The organism is Arthrobacter sp. (assembly GCF_031179985.1).
Taxonomy (GTDB): domain Bacteria; phylum Actinomycetota; class Actinomycetes; order Actinomycetales; family Micrococcaceae; genus Arthrobacter.
In genome coordinates, this window is the sequence record NZ_JAPSHJ010000023.1 from 43,848 (window position 1) to 58,354 (window position 14,507).

Genomic DNA, 14,507 nt, shown 5'->3' on the forward strand with positions numbered 1-14,507 from the left:
AGGGGCGGAGGGGTCGGGGCGGGGCGGTCGTGCGGAACTAGCTTCCCGAGTGCGCCTGCAGGAAGCTATAGACCTCGGTTTCGTCGACGCCGGGGAAGGCGCCGGGAGGCATGGCCGCCAGCAGGTGCGAGTGGGCGCGGGCCGAGGGCCAGGCGTTGCCGGCCCACTCCGAAGCCAGCGACGCCGGCGGACGCTTGCAGCAGCCTTCATCCGGGCAGGCCGACTTGGAGCGCTCGGTGGTGTCCCGTCCCCGGAACCATTTCACGTGGGCATAGGGCACACCCACAGACAGCGAAAACTCACCAGCTGCGGAGCGCTCGGTCCGGGCGGTGCACCAGTATGTTCCGGCCGGAGTGTCGGTGTATTGGTTGTACGCGCGGAACTTGTCCGGTACGTCGAACACCACGCGCGACGTCCAGTATTTGCAGGACGGCTGCCCCTCGATGGCGCCCGTGTGATCCTGGGGGAAGGTCACGCCATCGTTCTCGTAAGCCTTGTAGATGATGCCGCTCTGGTGCGTTTTCTGAAAATGCGTCCTGATACCCAGGTGCTCGGTGGCGAGGTTGGTGAAGCGATGTGCGGCTGTTTCATAGGAAACGGCAAAAGCGTCCCTGATGTCCTCGACGGCTATTTCCTTGGCCTGCTTGGCCTTCTGCAGGAACTCGACGGTGGCCTGCTCGGGGAGCATAAGGGCGGCAGCAAAGTAGTTGGTGGCCACCCGCTGCATCAGAAAATCCCCGTAATTGGACGGTGTCTGATGGCCCAGCACGTAATGCCCCAACGCCTGGAGAAGCACCGAGCGGGGATCGTGATCCGTCCGCTGGTTCTGGGTGAGATAAATTCGGCGGTTCTTAAGATCTGTCACGGACCGTGTGGAATGGGGCAAATCGCCCACATGGTGAAGGCTGAATCCAAGGTGTGCGGCGATGTCGGCAATGACGTGCTGGGACAGCGGACCGCTGGTGTGCCCCACGTTCGCCAGCACCTTCTGGGCCTCGGCCTCGTACTCCGGGAAATAGTTGTTCCGCTCACGCATCATGGCACGCAGTTCAACGTTGGCGCGGCGGGCTTCTTCCGGCGTCGCTATCTGCTCATTGAGCTTGCGTTCCAGCTCCTGCTGCAGGCCAACCATGGACTCCAGCACGTCCATGGGGAGCCGCGAGCTGATACGGATTTTAGGCAGGTTGAGGGACTCGTAAATGGGGCTGCGCTGGTAGCGTTCCAGCTCGATTTCCAGGGCCGCCCGCCGGTTGGGCGGCTCTGCTCCCAGCAGCTGCTCGATGCCCACATTGAACGCCGCCGCGAGCTGCTGCAGCAGCCCGAGTTTGGGCTCACGTTTGCCGTTCTCAATCAGGCTGAGCTGGCTTGGGGCGGTACCGACGGCGGCACTGACGTCGTCGAGCGTCATACCTGCCGCTTTACGCAGATGGCGCACGCGGCGCCCAAGGCTGATGACGTCCAGTTCGCCGGAAGAAGAGGACGACGACGGCGGCGCGGCTTTCCGGTTCCAGCTTGGAGTAGGCATTTCTGAAGAATACGGCAAGAACTGCATTTCTTTCCAGCAATTACACCTAGTAAGCGTCTTGTAAGTGCAGAAAAGTAGGTCTCACGGAAAGAAACGCCGCACCGGAAAGGCCGGCCTGGACTGCAACGGAGCAGAACGGGCCGGCCGCGGAACCAATCCCGGCGCTAACCCGGACAACCGGATAAACAAGGAGACAAAGATGACTGCAGCATTTGAGCCCACCCAGCCGTCCGCCCAGGACATGGCAAGCGAGCAGGCTGCCGCCCTGGAGCTCGAGTGGGCCGCCAACCCGCGCTGGGAAGGTGTGACCCGGGATTACAAGGCCTCCGACGTCGTCCGACTCCGCGGCCGTGTCTCCGAAGAGCACACGCTTGCCCGCCGCGGTTCGGAGAAGCTCTGGAAGCAGCTGACCGAGGAGCACAAAACCGGCCAGTACACCAATGCCCTGGGCGCCCTCACCGGCAACCAGGCAGTGCAGCAGGTCAAAGCGGGCCTTCGGGCGATCTACCTCTCCGGCTGGCAGGTGGCTGCCGATGCCAACAACTCGGGCCACACGTACCCGGACCAGTCCCTCTACCCGGCCAACTCAGTACCCACTGTGGTCCGCCGCATCAACAACGCCCTGCTCCGCGCAGACCAGATCGAGTTCTCCGAGGGCATCCAGACCGTTGAGGACTGGATGGTGCCGATCGTCGCCGATGCCGAGGCCGGCTTCGGTGGCCCGCTGAACGCCTACGAGCTCATGAAATCCATGATCCAGGCCGGCGCGTCAGGGGTGCACTGGGAAGATCAGCTCGCATCGGAGAAGAAGTGCGGCCACCTCGGCGGCAAGGTCCTTATCCCGACCCAGCAGCATGTCCGCACCCTGAACGCTGCCCGCCTTGCCGCCGACGTCGCCGGCACCCCGAGCGTTGTCATCGCCCGGACCGACGCCGAGGCAGCCACCCTGATCACGTCCGACGTCGACGAGCGCGACCAGGAATTCATCCTCCGCGAAGGCGGCCAGCCGGTCCGCACCCCGGAAGGCTTCTACAAGGTCCGCAACGGCATCGAACCCTGCATCGCCCGAGCCAAGGCCTACGCCCCGTACTCCGACCTCATCTGGATGGAGACCGGCACCCCGGACCTTGAGCTCGCCCGTAAGTTTGCCGAGGCCGTCAAGGCAGAGTTCCCGGACCAGATGCTCTCGTACAATTGCTCGCCGTCGTTCAACTGGCGTAAGCACCTGGACGACGCCACCATCGCCAGGTTCCAGCGTGAACTCGGCGCGATGGGCTTTACGTTCCAGTTCATCACCCTGGCCGGCTTCCATGCCCTGAACTACTCGATGTTCGACCTCGCCCACGGCTACGCCCGTGAAGGCATGAGCGCCTACGTCGAGCTCCAGGAAAAGGAATTCGCCTCCGAATCCCGCGGCTACACCGCAACCAAGCACCAGCGCGAAGTCGGCACCGGCTACTTCGACGACATCGCCACTGCGCTCAACCCGAACGCATCCACCCTCGCCCTGGTCGGATCGACCGAAGAGGGCCAGTTCCACTAATCCCCAGCCGCCCCCTCCACTTCCGACGGCGGTTGCGTACGCCGGCGGACCGGACAATCCTCTGCCTGCTATTCCCCATGTCCGCCCCATGACCTCGTAGAACTCGGTCGGGGGTGGACACAGGGCCCCTTTTACGCAGGCTGACGGAGGCCCGGACCGCCGTCTTTGTGCCTCGCTCACCGACAACCGCCGTCGAACTCCCTTCTCGTCTTTAAGGAGACAGAAATGAACAGCTTTACCGATAACTTCACGATCAACGGGATCACACTGACCGCGCAACCTATTTGCCGGCAGAACGAGGTTCTTACTCCCGATGCTTTGGCCTTCGTTGCAAAGCTGCACCGGGCGACGGCTGAGCGGCGGCAGGAGTTGCTGCAGGCTCGTCGTGACCGGCGGGGACAGATTGCCAAGGGGCAGGACCCGCGGTTCCTGAAGGAGACCGAAGAAATCAGGAATGATCCCAACTGGCGTGTCGCTCCCCCGGCCCCGGGGTTGGAGGACCGGAGGGTGGAAATCACCGGGCCGGTGGACAAGAAGATGACCATCAACGCGCTGAATTCCGGCGCTAAAGTGTGGCTGGCCGACATGGAGGACTCGTCAACGCCGACGTGGCGCAATGTCATCCAGGGCCAGCTGAACCTGACGGATGCGATGGAACGCCGCATCGACTTCACGAGCACCTCCGACGGACGCAGTAAGGAGTACAAGCTCCGCCCTGCCGAGGAACTGCCAACCATCGTTGTCCGCCCCCGGGGCTGGCACCTGCCGGAGAAGCACCTGCTGATCGACGGCGTCCCTATCGCCGGGGGCATCGTGGATTTCGGACTGTACTTCTTCCACAACGCCCGCCGCCTCCTGGCTCAGGGCAAGGGACCGTACTTCTACCTGCCCAAGATCGAAAACCGGCTCGAAGCCCGTCTGTGGAATGACATCTTCATCCTGGCGCAGGATTTCCTGGACATCCCACAGGGAACCATCCGCGCCACCGTCCTCATTGAAACCATCACTGCGGCCTTCGAAATGGAGGAAATCCTCTACGAACTGCGCGATCACGCCGCAGGCCTGAACGCCGGACGGTGGGACTACATCTTCTCGCTCATCAAGAATTTCCGTACCCGCGGTCCCCGCTTCGTGTTGCCTGACCGGGCACAGGTGACCATGACACAACCGTTCATGCGCGCCTACACCGAGCAGCTCGTCCGTGCCTGCCACAAGCGCGGCGCCATGGCGATCGGCGGGATGGCAGCGGCAGTTCCCAACCGCAAGGACGAAGTTGCGAACGCCAACGCCTTGGAAAAGGTCCGCGCCGACAAAACCCGCGAAGCCAACGACGGGTTCGACGGTTCCTGGGTGGCCCACCCGGACCTCGTTCCGGTCTGCCGCGAAGTATTCGACGGCGTACTCGGCGAGCGCCGCAACCAGCTGGACCGCCTCCGCGAAGACGTGATCCCGGACGACCGCGCGCTCATCAATGTGGCAGCCACTGAAGGGACCATCACCGAAACCGGCATCAGGAACAACATCGAAGTGGGCATCCGCTACATCGAATCCTGGCTCCGCGGTAACGGGGCAGTCGCCATCCACAACCTCATGGAGGATGCGGCGACGGCGGAAATTTCCCGCTCCCAGCTCTGGCAGTGGATCTACGCGCATGCGATCACGGACCACGGCGAAATCATCACCCGCCAGTGGGTGGAGGATCTGCTCGATGAGGAGTTCGCCAAGCTTGAGCGCTTCGATGGCGACCGCTTCACTGATGCCCGTGACATCTTCGAAGAAGTCACGCTCAGCGACCAGTTCCCCACGTTCCTGACCCTGCCTGCCTACGCCCGCTTCCTGACCGAAGCCCGCGAAGAAGCGAGCGAAGAGGAACTCTCCGCCGCCTGATTTTCCGTCTGCTGGGCTGCCACGCCCTTCGCAACAGGCATCCCGATGGCCGGGAGGCAGCCCAGCAGCGGAAGCACCTCCAAGGAGCGGTTTAAGCGGACGACGGCGCCGGCCGGCTGAACGCTATTTCGGCGCCTTTCGTACCGAAAGGGTGGTGCCAAGGAAGAACGCCAATACCGATCCGAGAATCATCAGGAGCGGCACTGTCCAGGAGTCCGTAAGTCCGTGCACGAAGCCCAGAAGGGTGGGGGCCACGGCAGCAAAACAGTAGCCGGTGCCCTGGACCACAGCCGACATCCTTCCGGCCGATGCCTGATCCCGTGCCAGCCTGATGATGGCGATGAAGATGATGGTGATACCGCCGCCCTGGGCGATACCCCCGAACGAGCACCAGAGCCACCACAGTTCCGGGGCAAGCAGCAAACCCAGGGGCACGGCCAGCCAGAGCAATCCCAAGGTGACAGCCACCGCCGTCGTACTGGCAATCCTGGCCGCGAGCGGGACTCCCAGTCCGCCCACGATGGCGAGGATCTGGAACAGCGAGGAGCCGGCACCGGCCGCTGACGGGGCCATCCCCAGCTCGTCCGCCAGCAGGGTCGGCAGCCACGCCGTCACCCCGTAGTACGAGAAGGCCTGCCCGGCGAAGCCAAGAGTCAGTCCCACAGTGATCCAGCGCGACGCCGGCCGTCCCGTTGCCGGCAGCCTGACACCGGCGTCAGCCAGACGCGGACGGAACGCGTCGCCCGGCCCAACCGCCAGAATCCAGATCACCACCGCCACCACCGCGAACAGCCCCGTCGCAGCCAGCGCGAACCTCCACCCCACTGCTTCGGCGATGGGAGCCGTCACCACGGAGGTGAGGAATGACCCAATGTTGAGGGCCGCCGTGTAAATGCCCATGGCCGAACTCTGACGGCGGGGGGAAAAGTCGCGGCGGATGATCAGCGGCACGGCGATGTTGCCGATGGTGATGGCAATGCCGATGATGGCCGTTCCGGCCATCACCAGAACGCCGCTTCCTGCCGAGCGAAGGACGACGCCGGCCAGGACTCCCAGCAGGGTCAAGGTGATGGCGAACTCGGCCCCAAACCTGCGCGCGGCAAATGATGCAAGGGGTGAAGCCAGCGAAAAGCACAGTACCGGGATACCTGTCAGGAGGCCGAGTTCGACGGCGGAGAACCCCAACTCCCGCTGCATGGCGCCGACCACGGGTGCGACGGCGACAAACGGGCCTCGCATGTTGAGGGCAATCAGGCCGATGCAGGCCAGCAGTATCAGCCCCTGCGGAATCCTGGACAGAACAGGTACTTTCGGCAGGAGTGACGCCCTCATGGGGTCCGAGCCGGGGAACGGGTCATCGATTTCATCACTTCCATTGCTATCACGCCTGACAGCTTGCAGCCGCTTCCAGCGGGCAGCGGGCAGCGGGCAGCGGGCAGCGGGCAGCGGGCGAGCTTAGCCGACAGCTTGAAGCGTTGCCTCGACCACGGATGGAGACAGCACGTGCTGCGTCACCATCTGGCTGGCACCGAGTACCGCAGCCTGGTCCCCCGCCATAGACGAGGCGATCCGTAAGTGGCTCGTGGCCAGCGGAAGCGAACGCCTATAAACCACCTCGCGCACCCCGGCCATCAGGTGGTCTCCGGTCTGGCCCATGCTCCCGCCGATGACTATCAGCGAAGGGTTGAGCAGGTTAACCACGGTAGCGAGCACGTCACCGACATCCCTGCCGGCCTGGCGCAAAGCCTGAATGGCCTGGGGGTTGCCCTGATTCACGAGCCCAAGAACGTCGCTGCCTTTTTGAGCAGTCAGGCCCTGGGCCCTGAGCTCCCCCGCAACCGCTGGACCGGAAGCGAGGGCTTCCAGGCAGCCGTAGTTTCCGCAGCGGCAGAGCACCGTATCGCCCCGCGGCACGCGGACGTGGCCAAGATCGCCGGCCGTTCCGTCGGCGCCACGCTGGAGGGTTCCGCTGCTGATAATCCCTGCACCGATGCCGGTGGCCACCTTGACGAAGAGAAAGTTCTCCTGCTCCGGCCAGTAAGCGTTCCGCTCCCCCAGGGCCATGATGTTGACGTCGTTGTCCACCAGGACCGGTACCGCCAGCGAGCGCTGAACATAACGGACGACGTCGAACCCGTCCCACCCGGGCATGATAGGCGGCTTGACCGGCTTTCCGGTGGCATGTTCGACGGGTCCGGGCAGGCCTATCCCTATGCCGGCCAGGTGCGCCGTCCCAACACCGGCTTCGGCCAACAGCAGTTTCCCTTCCTCCACAACCCGGCCAAGGACGAGTTCCGGCCCCTCGGAAACCTCCAGGGACAGCCGGCGTTCGGCAAGGATGGTCCCGGCGAGGTCGGTCACTGCAACGATGACGTGGGTGGCGCCGATATCGGCGGCCAGAATGGAGCGCGCGGACGGGTTGAACGCAAAGCGCGACGGCGGCCTGCCGCCGCTGGAACTGGCCTCACCCGCGGGCCCTACTAAGCCGGAAAGCATCAAAGCGTCAATACGGGAGGCAATGGTGGAGCGCGCCAGGCCAGTGGTCAGCGCCAGTTCAGCCCGAGTGCGGGGCTTGCCGTCACGCAGGAGCTGGAAAAGGTCCCCGGCCCGTCCAAAGCCCCCTGCTGGTTCCGTTGCAGTGGCGTCAGCAGGCTCCCGGCCTTGGGCCCGGCTGGCAGTTGATGTCATGGATCAGTGATAGCACGAATGGTTATGAGTGTCACTCTGAAGAAAGAATGAAAAGTGCTGTGCAACTTTTGCTTGACGTTCGACAAAAGTCCCTCTAGCTTGATCTGTGAGGCCGCTCACTGCCGGATGTTCTTCCCCGGTTTGTGACAGCAGCCCAACGACCCCCGAAGACGAGGAGAGACAGTGTCATACTCGATCCAGCTCTACACGGTCCGCAAGGCCCTTGAAGAGGATCTGGCTGGAACCATCCAGCGACTGGCCGCCATAGGCTTCACCAAGGTTGAGCCCTACCGTTTCGTTGCAAAAGCCGCTGAGTTGAAGCTGGCCATGGCCGAGAACAACATCACTGCCCCCTCCGGGCACGCCCCCCTGCTCAGTGACGACCAGGACGAAATTTTCTCGGCCGCCCGGGAGCTGGGCATTGGAACCGTCATTGACCCGCACGTACCCCAGGAGCGCTGGAACTCCCTCGAAGACATCAAACAAACAGCAGAACAGCTCAATGCAGCTGCGGCCAAGGGAGCTGACTACGGCGTCCGGGTTGGCTACCACAACCATTGGTGGGAGCTGGAGTCCGTTCTTGAGGGAAAGACCGCACTGGAACACCTGGCCGATCACCTCAACCCCGATGTGGTCCTGGAAGTGGACACCTACTGGGCAGCCGTTGGCGGCCAGAACCCTGCCGAGCTCCTGGCCAGGCTGGGCGACCGCGTGAAATTCATCCATATCAAGGACGGCCCGCTAACGTCCGATCCATCCAGCCAGACCGCCGTTGGCGAGGGCAAGATGGCCATCTGGGACGTCCTGGAAGCTGCCGGTTCCCTTGAAACCGCCGTCATCGAGCTCGACGATTTCCAGGGCGAGATGTTTGATGCCGTCCGTGACAGCTACAACTACCTCAGCACCGGGAAGGTGTCCGCATGAGCAGCAACTTCAATACCGGGCCAGTAGGCGTCGGCATCATCGGCGCCGGCACCATCAGCAAGGAGTATCTGGACAACCTCACCAGCTTCGCCGATGTGAATGTAATTGCGATCGGCGACTTGTTTGAGACTGCGGCCGCGGCGCGGGCTGCCGAGTATGGCATCCCGGTGCATGGTGGCGTGGAGACTGTTTTAGGCAACGCCGACGTCGAAATAGTCATCAACCTGACCATTCCCGCCGCCCATGTGGAGGTGGCGACGCAGGCCGTAGCGGCAGGCAAGCACGTCTGGAGCGAGAAGCCGTTCTCGCTGGACCGTGAAACCGGCAGAGGACTGCTGAAGGTTGCCGATGCTGCAGGCCTGAGGCTTGGTTGTGCCCCAGACACTTTCCTGGGTGCCGGGCTGCAGACCGCCCGCCGGATGATCGAGCGCGGGGATATCGGAGTGCCCCTCACTGCCCTGACACTGATGCAGTCCCCCGGACCGGAATCGTGGCATCCCAACCCCGCTTTCCTGTTTCAGGACGGCGCGGGGCCACTCTTCGACATCGGCCCCTACTACCTCACCACCCTCGTGCAGACCTTCGGCAGTGTCCGCCGAGTGGCCGCCTTCGGCTCGAAGTCACGGGAAACCCGCGTGATCGGATCCGGTCCGAAGGCTGGTGAGGAGTTCGCCGTGACGGTTCCAACGCACGTTAGTTCCATCCTCGAATTCGGCGGCGGAGAATCTGCACAGAGCATCTTCAGCTTTGATTCGCCATACCCGCGGGCCGGGTTCGTGGAAATCACGGGAACGGAGGCAACCATCGCCTTCCCTGATCCCAACAGGTTCGACGGCGATGTCAGGATCTGCCCTGCGGGCTCGGACGACTGGATCACCGTGCCCTCGGTCGGTTCCACGGCCAGCCGGGGCGCCGGCGTCCTTGAGATGGCGCGGGCAATCCGCGAAGGACGGCCGCACCGCGCCCAGGGCGAGCTGGCTTTCCACGTGCTGGACACCATGGCCTCGATCGCCGAATCCATCGAGACGCGGAGCTTCATCGACGTCGAAAGTTCCGCTGCCCCGGTGCCCGCTTTGCCGGAGGACTGGGACCCGGCCGCCGCGACGCTCTAAGCGCCAGTCACCGCAAATTCTCACGAGACGCACTTTTTGTGCTGCCTCACGCCCTAAAACATCCTCAGCTCTAAAACATCAGGTACCAGCTCGACGACGAGAAGAACCGGAGCAACCATGAAAAATCCCCTGAAAGTCCTGACGGCCCTTGCCGCCACGGCAACAATGGCGCTTGGACTCAGCGCCTGCGGCGGCGGCAGCCCCCAGGCCACCACCGACACCATCACCTACTGGGCCTCCGACCAGGGCAACAGCCTGGATGACACCGCGGCCAAGCTGAAACCGTCACTGGACCGCTTCACAGAGAAGACCGGAATCAAGGTCCAGCTCGAAGTTATCGGCTGGACAGACCTCTACAACAGAATCCTCACTGCCGTCACAAGCGGCGACGGTCCGGATGTCTTGAACATCGGCAATACCTGGGCCGTGACGCTGCAGGAGACCGGCGCCTTCGAACCGGTGGAAGGTGCCCTCCTGGAGGCGGTGGGCGGCAAGGACCGCTTCCTCCAGACCAGCTGGGCGACCGGCGGCGCCGAAGGGAAGACCCCGACGTCGGTGCCGCTTTACGGGCTGGCGTACAACATGTATTACAACACCAAGATGTTCAAGGAAGCGGGGATCGAAAAGGCTCCCGTCACATGGCAGGAATTCGTCGAGACTGCCAAGAAGCTCACCAAGGACACCAACGGCGATGGCAAACCTGACCAGTGGGGTTTCACTGCCGCAGGAGCTTCGGTTTCAGCCAACTCACACCAGGCCTTCATTCGTGGCCTGCAAAACGGCGGGACGCTCTTCGACGCCGACGGCAAACCGACGTTTGACAGCGAAGCGCAGGTAGCGGGTGTCAAGCAGTTCATCGATCTGATGGCCACTGACAAGGTGATGTCGCCGTCGGACGCCGAAATCAGCCAAGGCAGCCAGAAAATCGACAACCTCATCAACGGCAAGGCCGCGATGCTGTTTGACCAGAGCCCGGTGAAGAACTTTGAGGCTCGCGGTTTCACGGATTGGGGCGTCGCCTCCATCCCCATGATGGAAGCCGGAGCAACCGGCGATGTCAGCACCCAGAGCCATGTTGCAGGCATCAACCTGAGTGTCTTCAAAAACAGCAAGAACAAGGAAAATGCCATCAAGCTCGCCGGCTTCCTCACCAGCGATGAAGAGCAGGTCGCGCTGAACAAGGCCTACCGTTCATTGCCCGTGGTCAACGGCGCATCCTCGGACGCCGCGTTCCAGACCGAGGAAGTCAAAGCCAAGCGGGATGCCCTGGCCAATCATGCCCTGCCCATGCCGCTCATTGCCAAAGAAGGCCAGATGGAAACCCTGACGGGGACTGCCATCAAGAACCTCTTCGCCAAGGCAGCTACCGGAACCGTTTCCGAGTCGGATATCCAGGCGGCCCTCAAGGACGCCAACAACCAGATGGCCGCGGCCCAGTAGCAGGCCCGACCGGTGCGGGGCAGCTGGAGCTGTCCCGCACCCCGGCTTAGGAGTTCCTTTATGTCCCACTCAGCCATCCAAAACAGCCCGGCAAATGCCGCCGAAACCGCCACTATGCCCGCTCCGGAGCAGTCCGGGAAGGGTCCCGAGCTTCCGGCCCGTAAGCCCCGTCGGTCCTTCCTGCCGTACGGGTTGATCATGCCCGCGGTCATCCTCGAAGTCCTGATCCACATCGGTCCCATGATCCTGGGCGTCTGGATCGCCTTTATCTCCCTCAATCAACTAAACCTCACCAACTGGCTCAACGCGCCGTTCGTAGGCCTCCAGAACTTCGTCAACGGCCTCAACCCGGAAAGCACTATCGGCCAGGCGTTCTTCAGCACCGTCGGCCGGACCATGCTTTATACCGTCACGGTGGTCGGCTTCTCCTGGATCCTCGGCATGGCAGGCGCGGTCTTCCTGTCCTCGAACTTCAAAGGAAGGGCCATTCTGCGGACGTTCTTCCTGGTTCCCTACGCCCTCCCGGCCTACGTGGGCACCATCGCTTGGGCGTTTATGTTCAACCAGCGCGACGGCGCGGTTAACCAGATCCTGGTGGATACCCTGCACCTCTTCGGTGATGAACGCCCCTTCTGGCTCCTCGGAGGAAACTCGTTCGGCGCCATGATCATGGTAAACATCTGGCAGCTGTGGCCCTTTGCCTTCCTGATGCTCATGGCGGCACTGCAGAACGTTCCGAACGATGTGTATGAGGCCGCCGCCATCGACGGCGCCACCCTGTGGCAGCAGTTCCGCACGATCACCCTGCCCATGGTCCAGCCGGCCAACGGGGTTTTGCTGCTGGTGATGTCGTTGTGGACGTTCAACCAGTTCAACATTCCCTTTGTGCTGTTCGGTGCGGCCTCTCCCAAGGAAGCCACCCTCGTTTCGCCATTGATCTACCAGAACTCGTTCGGCAGCTGGAACTTCGGCCTGGGCGGAGCCATGAGTGTGCTGCTGCTCATCGCCCTGTTCATCGCTTCCATTTTCTACATCCGTATGGTGCTGCCCAAGGGAGGCGACAATGATTGAGACCCGCAACTTCCGCATCCTGAGAAACGTGGTGCTGAGCATTCTGGCCCTGTGGGTGGCCATCCCCCTTTACGTGGTCGCCTCCACCTCGATGAAACCGCTCAAGGACGTCTCCGGGCTCTTCCAGTGGCTCCCGCGGGAGATTACCCTGGCCCCCTACTTTGACATCTGGACCACGGTTCCCCTGGGCAAGTACTTCCAGAACAGCCTCATCATTACAGTCAGCGCCACCGCATGCTCGGTGACTGTGGCTGTCCTGGCCGCGTACGCCGTCGCTCGTTTGCAGTTCAAGGGAAAGCGGGTGTTCAGCCTCACCGTCCTGTCCACGCAGATGTTCCCGGGAATCCTGTTCCTGCTTCCGCTGTACCTGATCTTTACGCAGATCAGGAACATCACGGGGATCCAGCTTCAGGGATCCTATCCCGGCCTGATCATCACCTACATGACGTTCACCTTGCCCTTCGCCATCTGGATGCTGTCCGGATATTTCGCGTCGATCCCCAAGGAGCTTGAAGAAGCGTCGATGATCGACGGCACGGGCCGGATGGGCGCCCTCTTCCGGGTGGTGCTTCCCGTCGCCAAACCGGGGATCATTGCCGTAGCGGTGTATTCGTTCATCTCCGCCTGGGGCGAGGTCCTGTTTGCCTCCGTCCTGACAAACGAGGCCACCAAGACGCTTTCGCTGGGGCTCAAGTCCTATGCCAGCGAATCCGATGTGTTCTGGAACCAGCTCATGGCCGCCTCCGTGGTGGTCAGCCTGCCCGTTCTCATCGGCTTCATCCTGGTTCAGAAACACCTGGTTGCGGGCCTCTCAGCCGGCGCAGTGAAATAGACAACCACTCATAATCCCTTTGAGGAGTACCAGAATGACCACGGCACAGGCTCTTACGCCGCCGCACAGCGGCACCCGCCCGGAATCGAAAACGCTGGGGGTGGCAATGATCGGCTATGCGTTTATGGGTAAGGCCCATTCGAACGCCTGGCGTAATGTGGCCAGCTACTTCGACGTCCCCGCCTTCGAGCGCAAGGTGCTGGTGGGCCGGGACGCCGAGGGAGTGGCTGCGGCTGCTGCCGCATACGGCTGGGCGGGATCGGAAACTGACTGGCGTGCCGTTCTGGATCGGGATGACATCGACATTGTGGATATCTGCGCCCCTGGTTTTATGCATGCAGAGATCGCGGTGGCGGCGCTGGAGGCGGGCAAGCATGTTCTCGTCGAAAAGCCCCTCGCCAACACTCTCGGTGAGGCCCAGGCCATGACGGAAGCAGCGCAGGCAGCCCGTGCCCAGGGCGTGCAGTCGATGATCGGCTTCAACTACCGCCGTATCCCGGCCCTGGCCCTGGCGCGGGAGCTGATCGCCGAGGGCAGGCTGGGAAGCATCAGGCACGTCCGTGCTGCCTACCTTCAGGACTGGCTGGCGGATCCTGAGGCACCCATGACGTGGCGGCTGCGGAAGGACAGGGCCGGATCGGGGGCTTTGGGCGATATCGCCTCCCACGCCATCGACCAGGTGCTGTTCCTCCTCGGGGACCAGGTCACCGAAGTCTCCGGCCGCACCCATACCTTCACCACTCACCGGCCGGGAGCCGCCTGTCTGGACGGCGCATTGGAAGAAGTGACGGTGGACGACGCCGCTTGGGCCACGCTGAACCTCGCCTCGGGAGCAATCGCCTCGGTGGAGGTCTCCCGGGTGGCTACTGGCCAGAAGAACTCCCTGAAGCTGGAGATCTATGGAGAGAAGGGTGCGCTGCTGTTCGACCTTGAATCCCTCAATGAACTCGGCTTCCTGGATTCCACAGTGCCCGTCCGGGAGCAGGGCTTCCGCAGGATCCTCGTTAATGAACCTGAGCATCCCTACCTCGAAGCGTGGTGGCCGCAGGGCCACGTGCTCGGGTGGGAGCATTCGTTTACGCACCAGATCCGCGATTTCCTCCTGGCGATCGGCAGCGGAACCGAGCCGTCGCCGTCGTTCGAGGAAGGCCTGGCCGTTCAACAGGTCCTGAGCGCTGTGGAGGAGAGCTCCGCAGCAAAAAGTTCAATCATCCATCTGACCGGACCGCCGGCCGGCAACACCACCCTTGAAGGAGCCTGACATGTCCCGCCCTTACACCCTCTTTACCGGCCAGTGGGCCGACCTTCCGTTCGAAGAGGTCGCGAAGCTGGCGTCCGGCTGGGGCTATGACGGCTTGGAAATCGCCGTTTCGGGGGACCACCTTGATGCGTGGCGCTGGGATGAGCCCGGCTACGTCGAGTCCAAACTCGCGGTCCTGGAAAAGTACAACCTGAAGGTCTGGGCCATCTCCAACCACCTCAAAG

11 protein-coding genes and 1 pseudogene are annotated in these 14,507 nt (G+C 62.8%); 9 read left to right on the forward strand and 3 right to left on the reverse strand.

The annotated features are described in order from the left end of the window. Positions 1 to 37: 37 nt before the first annotated feature. Positions 38 to 1,552 (reverse strand): helix-turn-helix domain-containing protein, encoded by a 1,515-nt coding sequence (locus tag RIN13_RS12295; protein ID WP_309107619.1) that lies wholly within the window; start codon positions 1,550 to 1,552, stop codon positions 38 to 40. 172 nt (positions 1,553 to 1,724) lie between these two features. On the opposite strand from RIN13_RS12295, the gene aceA reads away from it, so the two are divergent. Both aceA and aceB read left to right on the forward strand, forming a co-directional pair. Further along, complete coding sequence (gene aceA / locus RIN13_RS12300; RefSeq protein ID WP_309107620.1) at positions 1,725 to 3,068, forward strand: isocitrate lyase; 1,344 nt, start codon at positions 1,725 to 1,727, stop codon at positions 3,066 to 3,068. Between the two features lie 225 nt (positions 3,069 to 3,293). Further along, positions 3,294 to 4,955 (forward strand): malate synthase A, encoded by a 1,662-nt coding sequence (gene aceB, locus RIN13_RS12305; RefSeq protein ID WP_309107621.1) that lies wholly within the window; start codon positions 3,294 to 3,296, stop codon positions 4,953 to 4,955. 123 nt (positions 4,956 to 5,078) lie between these two features. Here the strand turns inward: aceB and RIN13_RS12310 are convergent, their stop codons facing one another. Both RIN13_RS12310 and RIN13_RS12315 read right to left on the reverse strand, forming a co-directional pair. Then, positions 5,079 to 6,287, reverse strand: a complete 1,209-nt coding sequence (locus RIN13_RS12310) for an MFS transporter (RefSeq protein ID WP_309107622.1) — start codon at positions 6,285 to 6,287, stop codon at positions 5,079 to 5,081. 123 nt (positions 6,288 to 6,410) lie between these two features. Further along, on the reverse strand, positions 6,411 to 7,643 hold the full coding sequence (locus RIN13_RS12315) for an ROK family protein (RefSeq protein WP_309107623.1): 1,233 nt from the start codon (positions 7,641 to 7,643) through the stop codon (positions 6,411 to 6,413). A gap of 183 nt (positions 7,644 to 7,826) precedes the next feature. Between RIN13_RS12315 and RIN13_RS12320 the strand changes: the two genes are divergently transcribed. The 7 genes and pseudogenes from RIN13_RS12320 to RIN13_RS12350 form a co-directional block, all read left to right on the forward strand. Then, positions 7,827 to 8,567 (forward strand): sugar phosphate isomerase/epimerase, encoded by a 741-nt coding sequence (locus tag RIN13_RS12320; RefSeq protein ID WP_309107624.1) that lies wholly within the window; start codon positions 7,827 to 7,829, stop codon positions 8,565 to 8,567. After that, positions 8,564 to 9,679, forward strand: a complete 1,116-nt coding sequence (locus RIN13_RS12325) for a Gfo/Idh/MocA family oxidoreductase (RefSeq protein WP_309107625.1) — start codon at positions 8,564 to 8,566, stop codon at positions 9,677 to 9,679. The genes RIN13_RS12320 and RIN13_RS12325 overlap by 4 nt, the downstream gene beginning before the upstream one ends. Positions 9,680 to 9,796: 117 nt before the next feature. Then, positions 9,797 to 11,119, forward strand: a complete 1,323-nt coding sequence (locus RIN13_RS12330; RefSeq protein WP_309107626.1) for a sugar ABC transporter substrate-binding protein — start codon at positions 9,797 to 9,799, stop codon at positions 11,117 to 11,119. A gap of 60 nt (positions 11,120 to 11,179) precedes the next feature. Further along, positions 11,180 to 12,190, forward strand: coding sequence for a sugar ABC transporter permease (locus tag RIN13_RS12335; protein ID WP_309107627.1), 1,011 nt, complete (start codon positions 11,180 to 11,182; stop codon positions 12,188 to 12,190). Beyond that, positions 12,183 to 13,022, forward strand: a complete 840-nt coding sequence (locus RIN13_RS12340) for a carbohydrate ABC transporter permease (RefSeq protein WP_309107628.1) — start codon at positions 12,183 to 12,185, stop codon at positions 13,020 to 13,022. Before RIN13_RS12335 ends, RIN13_RS12340 begins: the two co-directional genes overlap by 8 nt. A 34-nt stretch (positions 13,023 to 13,056) precedes the next feature. Further along, positions 13,057 to 14,283: a Gfo/Idh/MocA family oxidoreductase gene (locus tag RIN13_RS12345; RefSeq protein WP_309107629.1), complete on the forward strand. Its 1,227-nt coding sequence runs from the start codon at positions 13,057 to 13,059 to the stop codon at positions 14,281 to 14,283. A gap of 1 nt (position 14,284) precedes the next feature. Further along, positions 14,285 to 14,507 (forward strand): annotated as a pseudogene (locus RIN13_RS12350) (sugar phosphate isomerase/epimerase); the annotation flags it as partial.

Bases quoted from the DNA above. Each gene is read 5' to 3' on its own strand.
- RIN13_RS12335 (WP_309107627.1), top strand. From the start codon at position 11,180: ATGTCCCACTCAGCCATCCAAAACAGCCCGGCAAATGCCGCCGAAACC.
- aceA (WP_309107620.1), top strand. From the start codon at position 1,725: ATGACTGCAGCATTTGAGCCCACCCAGCCGTCCGCCCAGGACATGGCA.
- RIN13_RS12310 (WP_309107622.1), bottom strand. From the start codon at position 6,287: ATGAGGGCGTCACTCCTGCCGAAAGTACCTGTTCTGTCCAGGATTCCG.
- RIN13_RS12325 (WP_309107625.1), top strand. From the start codon at position 8,564: ATGAGCAGCAACTTCAATACCGGGCCAGTAGGCGTCGGCATCATCGGC.
- RIN13_RS12295 (WP_309107619.1), bottom strand. From the start codon at position 1,552: ATGCAGTTCTTGCCGTATTCTTCAGAAATGCCTACTCCAAGCTGGAAC.
- RIN13_RS12330 (WP_309107626.1), top strand. From the start codon at position 9,797: ATGAAAAATCCCCTGAAAGTCCTGACGGCCCTTGCCGCCACGGCAACA.
- aceB (WP_309107621.1), top strand. From the start codon at position 3,294: ATGAACAGCTTTACCGATAACTTCACGATCAACGGGATCACACTGACC.
- RIN13_RS12340 (WP_309107628.1), top strand. From the start codon at position 12,183: ATGATTGAGACCCGCAACTTCCGCATCCTGAGAAACGTGGTGCTGAGC.
- RIN13_RS12315 (WP_309107623.1), bottom strand. From the start codon at position 7,643: ATGACATCAACTGCCAGCCGGGCCCAAGGCCGGGAGCCTGCTGACGCC.
- RIN13_RS12345 (WP_309107629.1), top strand. From the start codon at position 13,057: ATGACCACGGCACAGGCTCTTACGCCGCCGCACAGCGGCACCCGCCCG.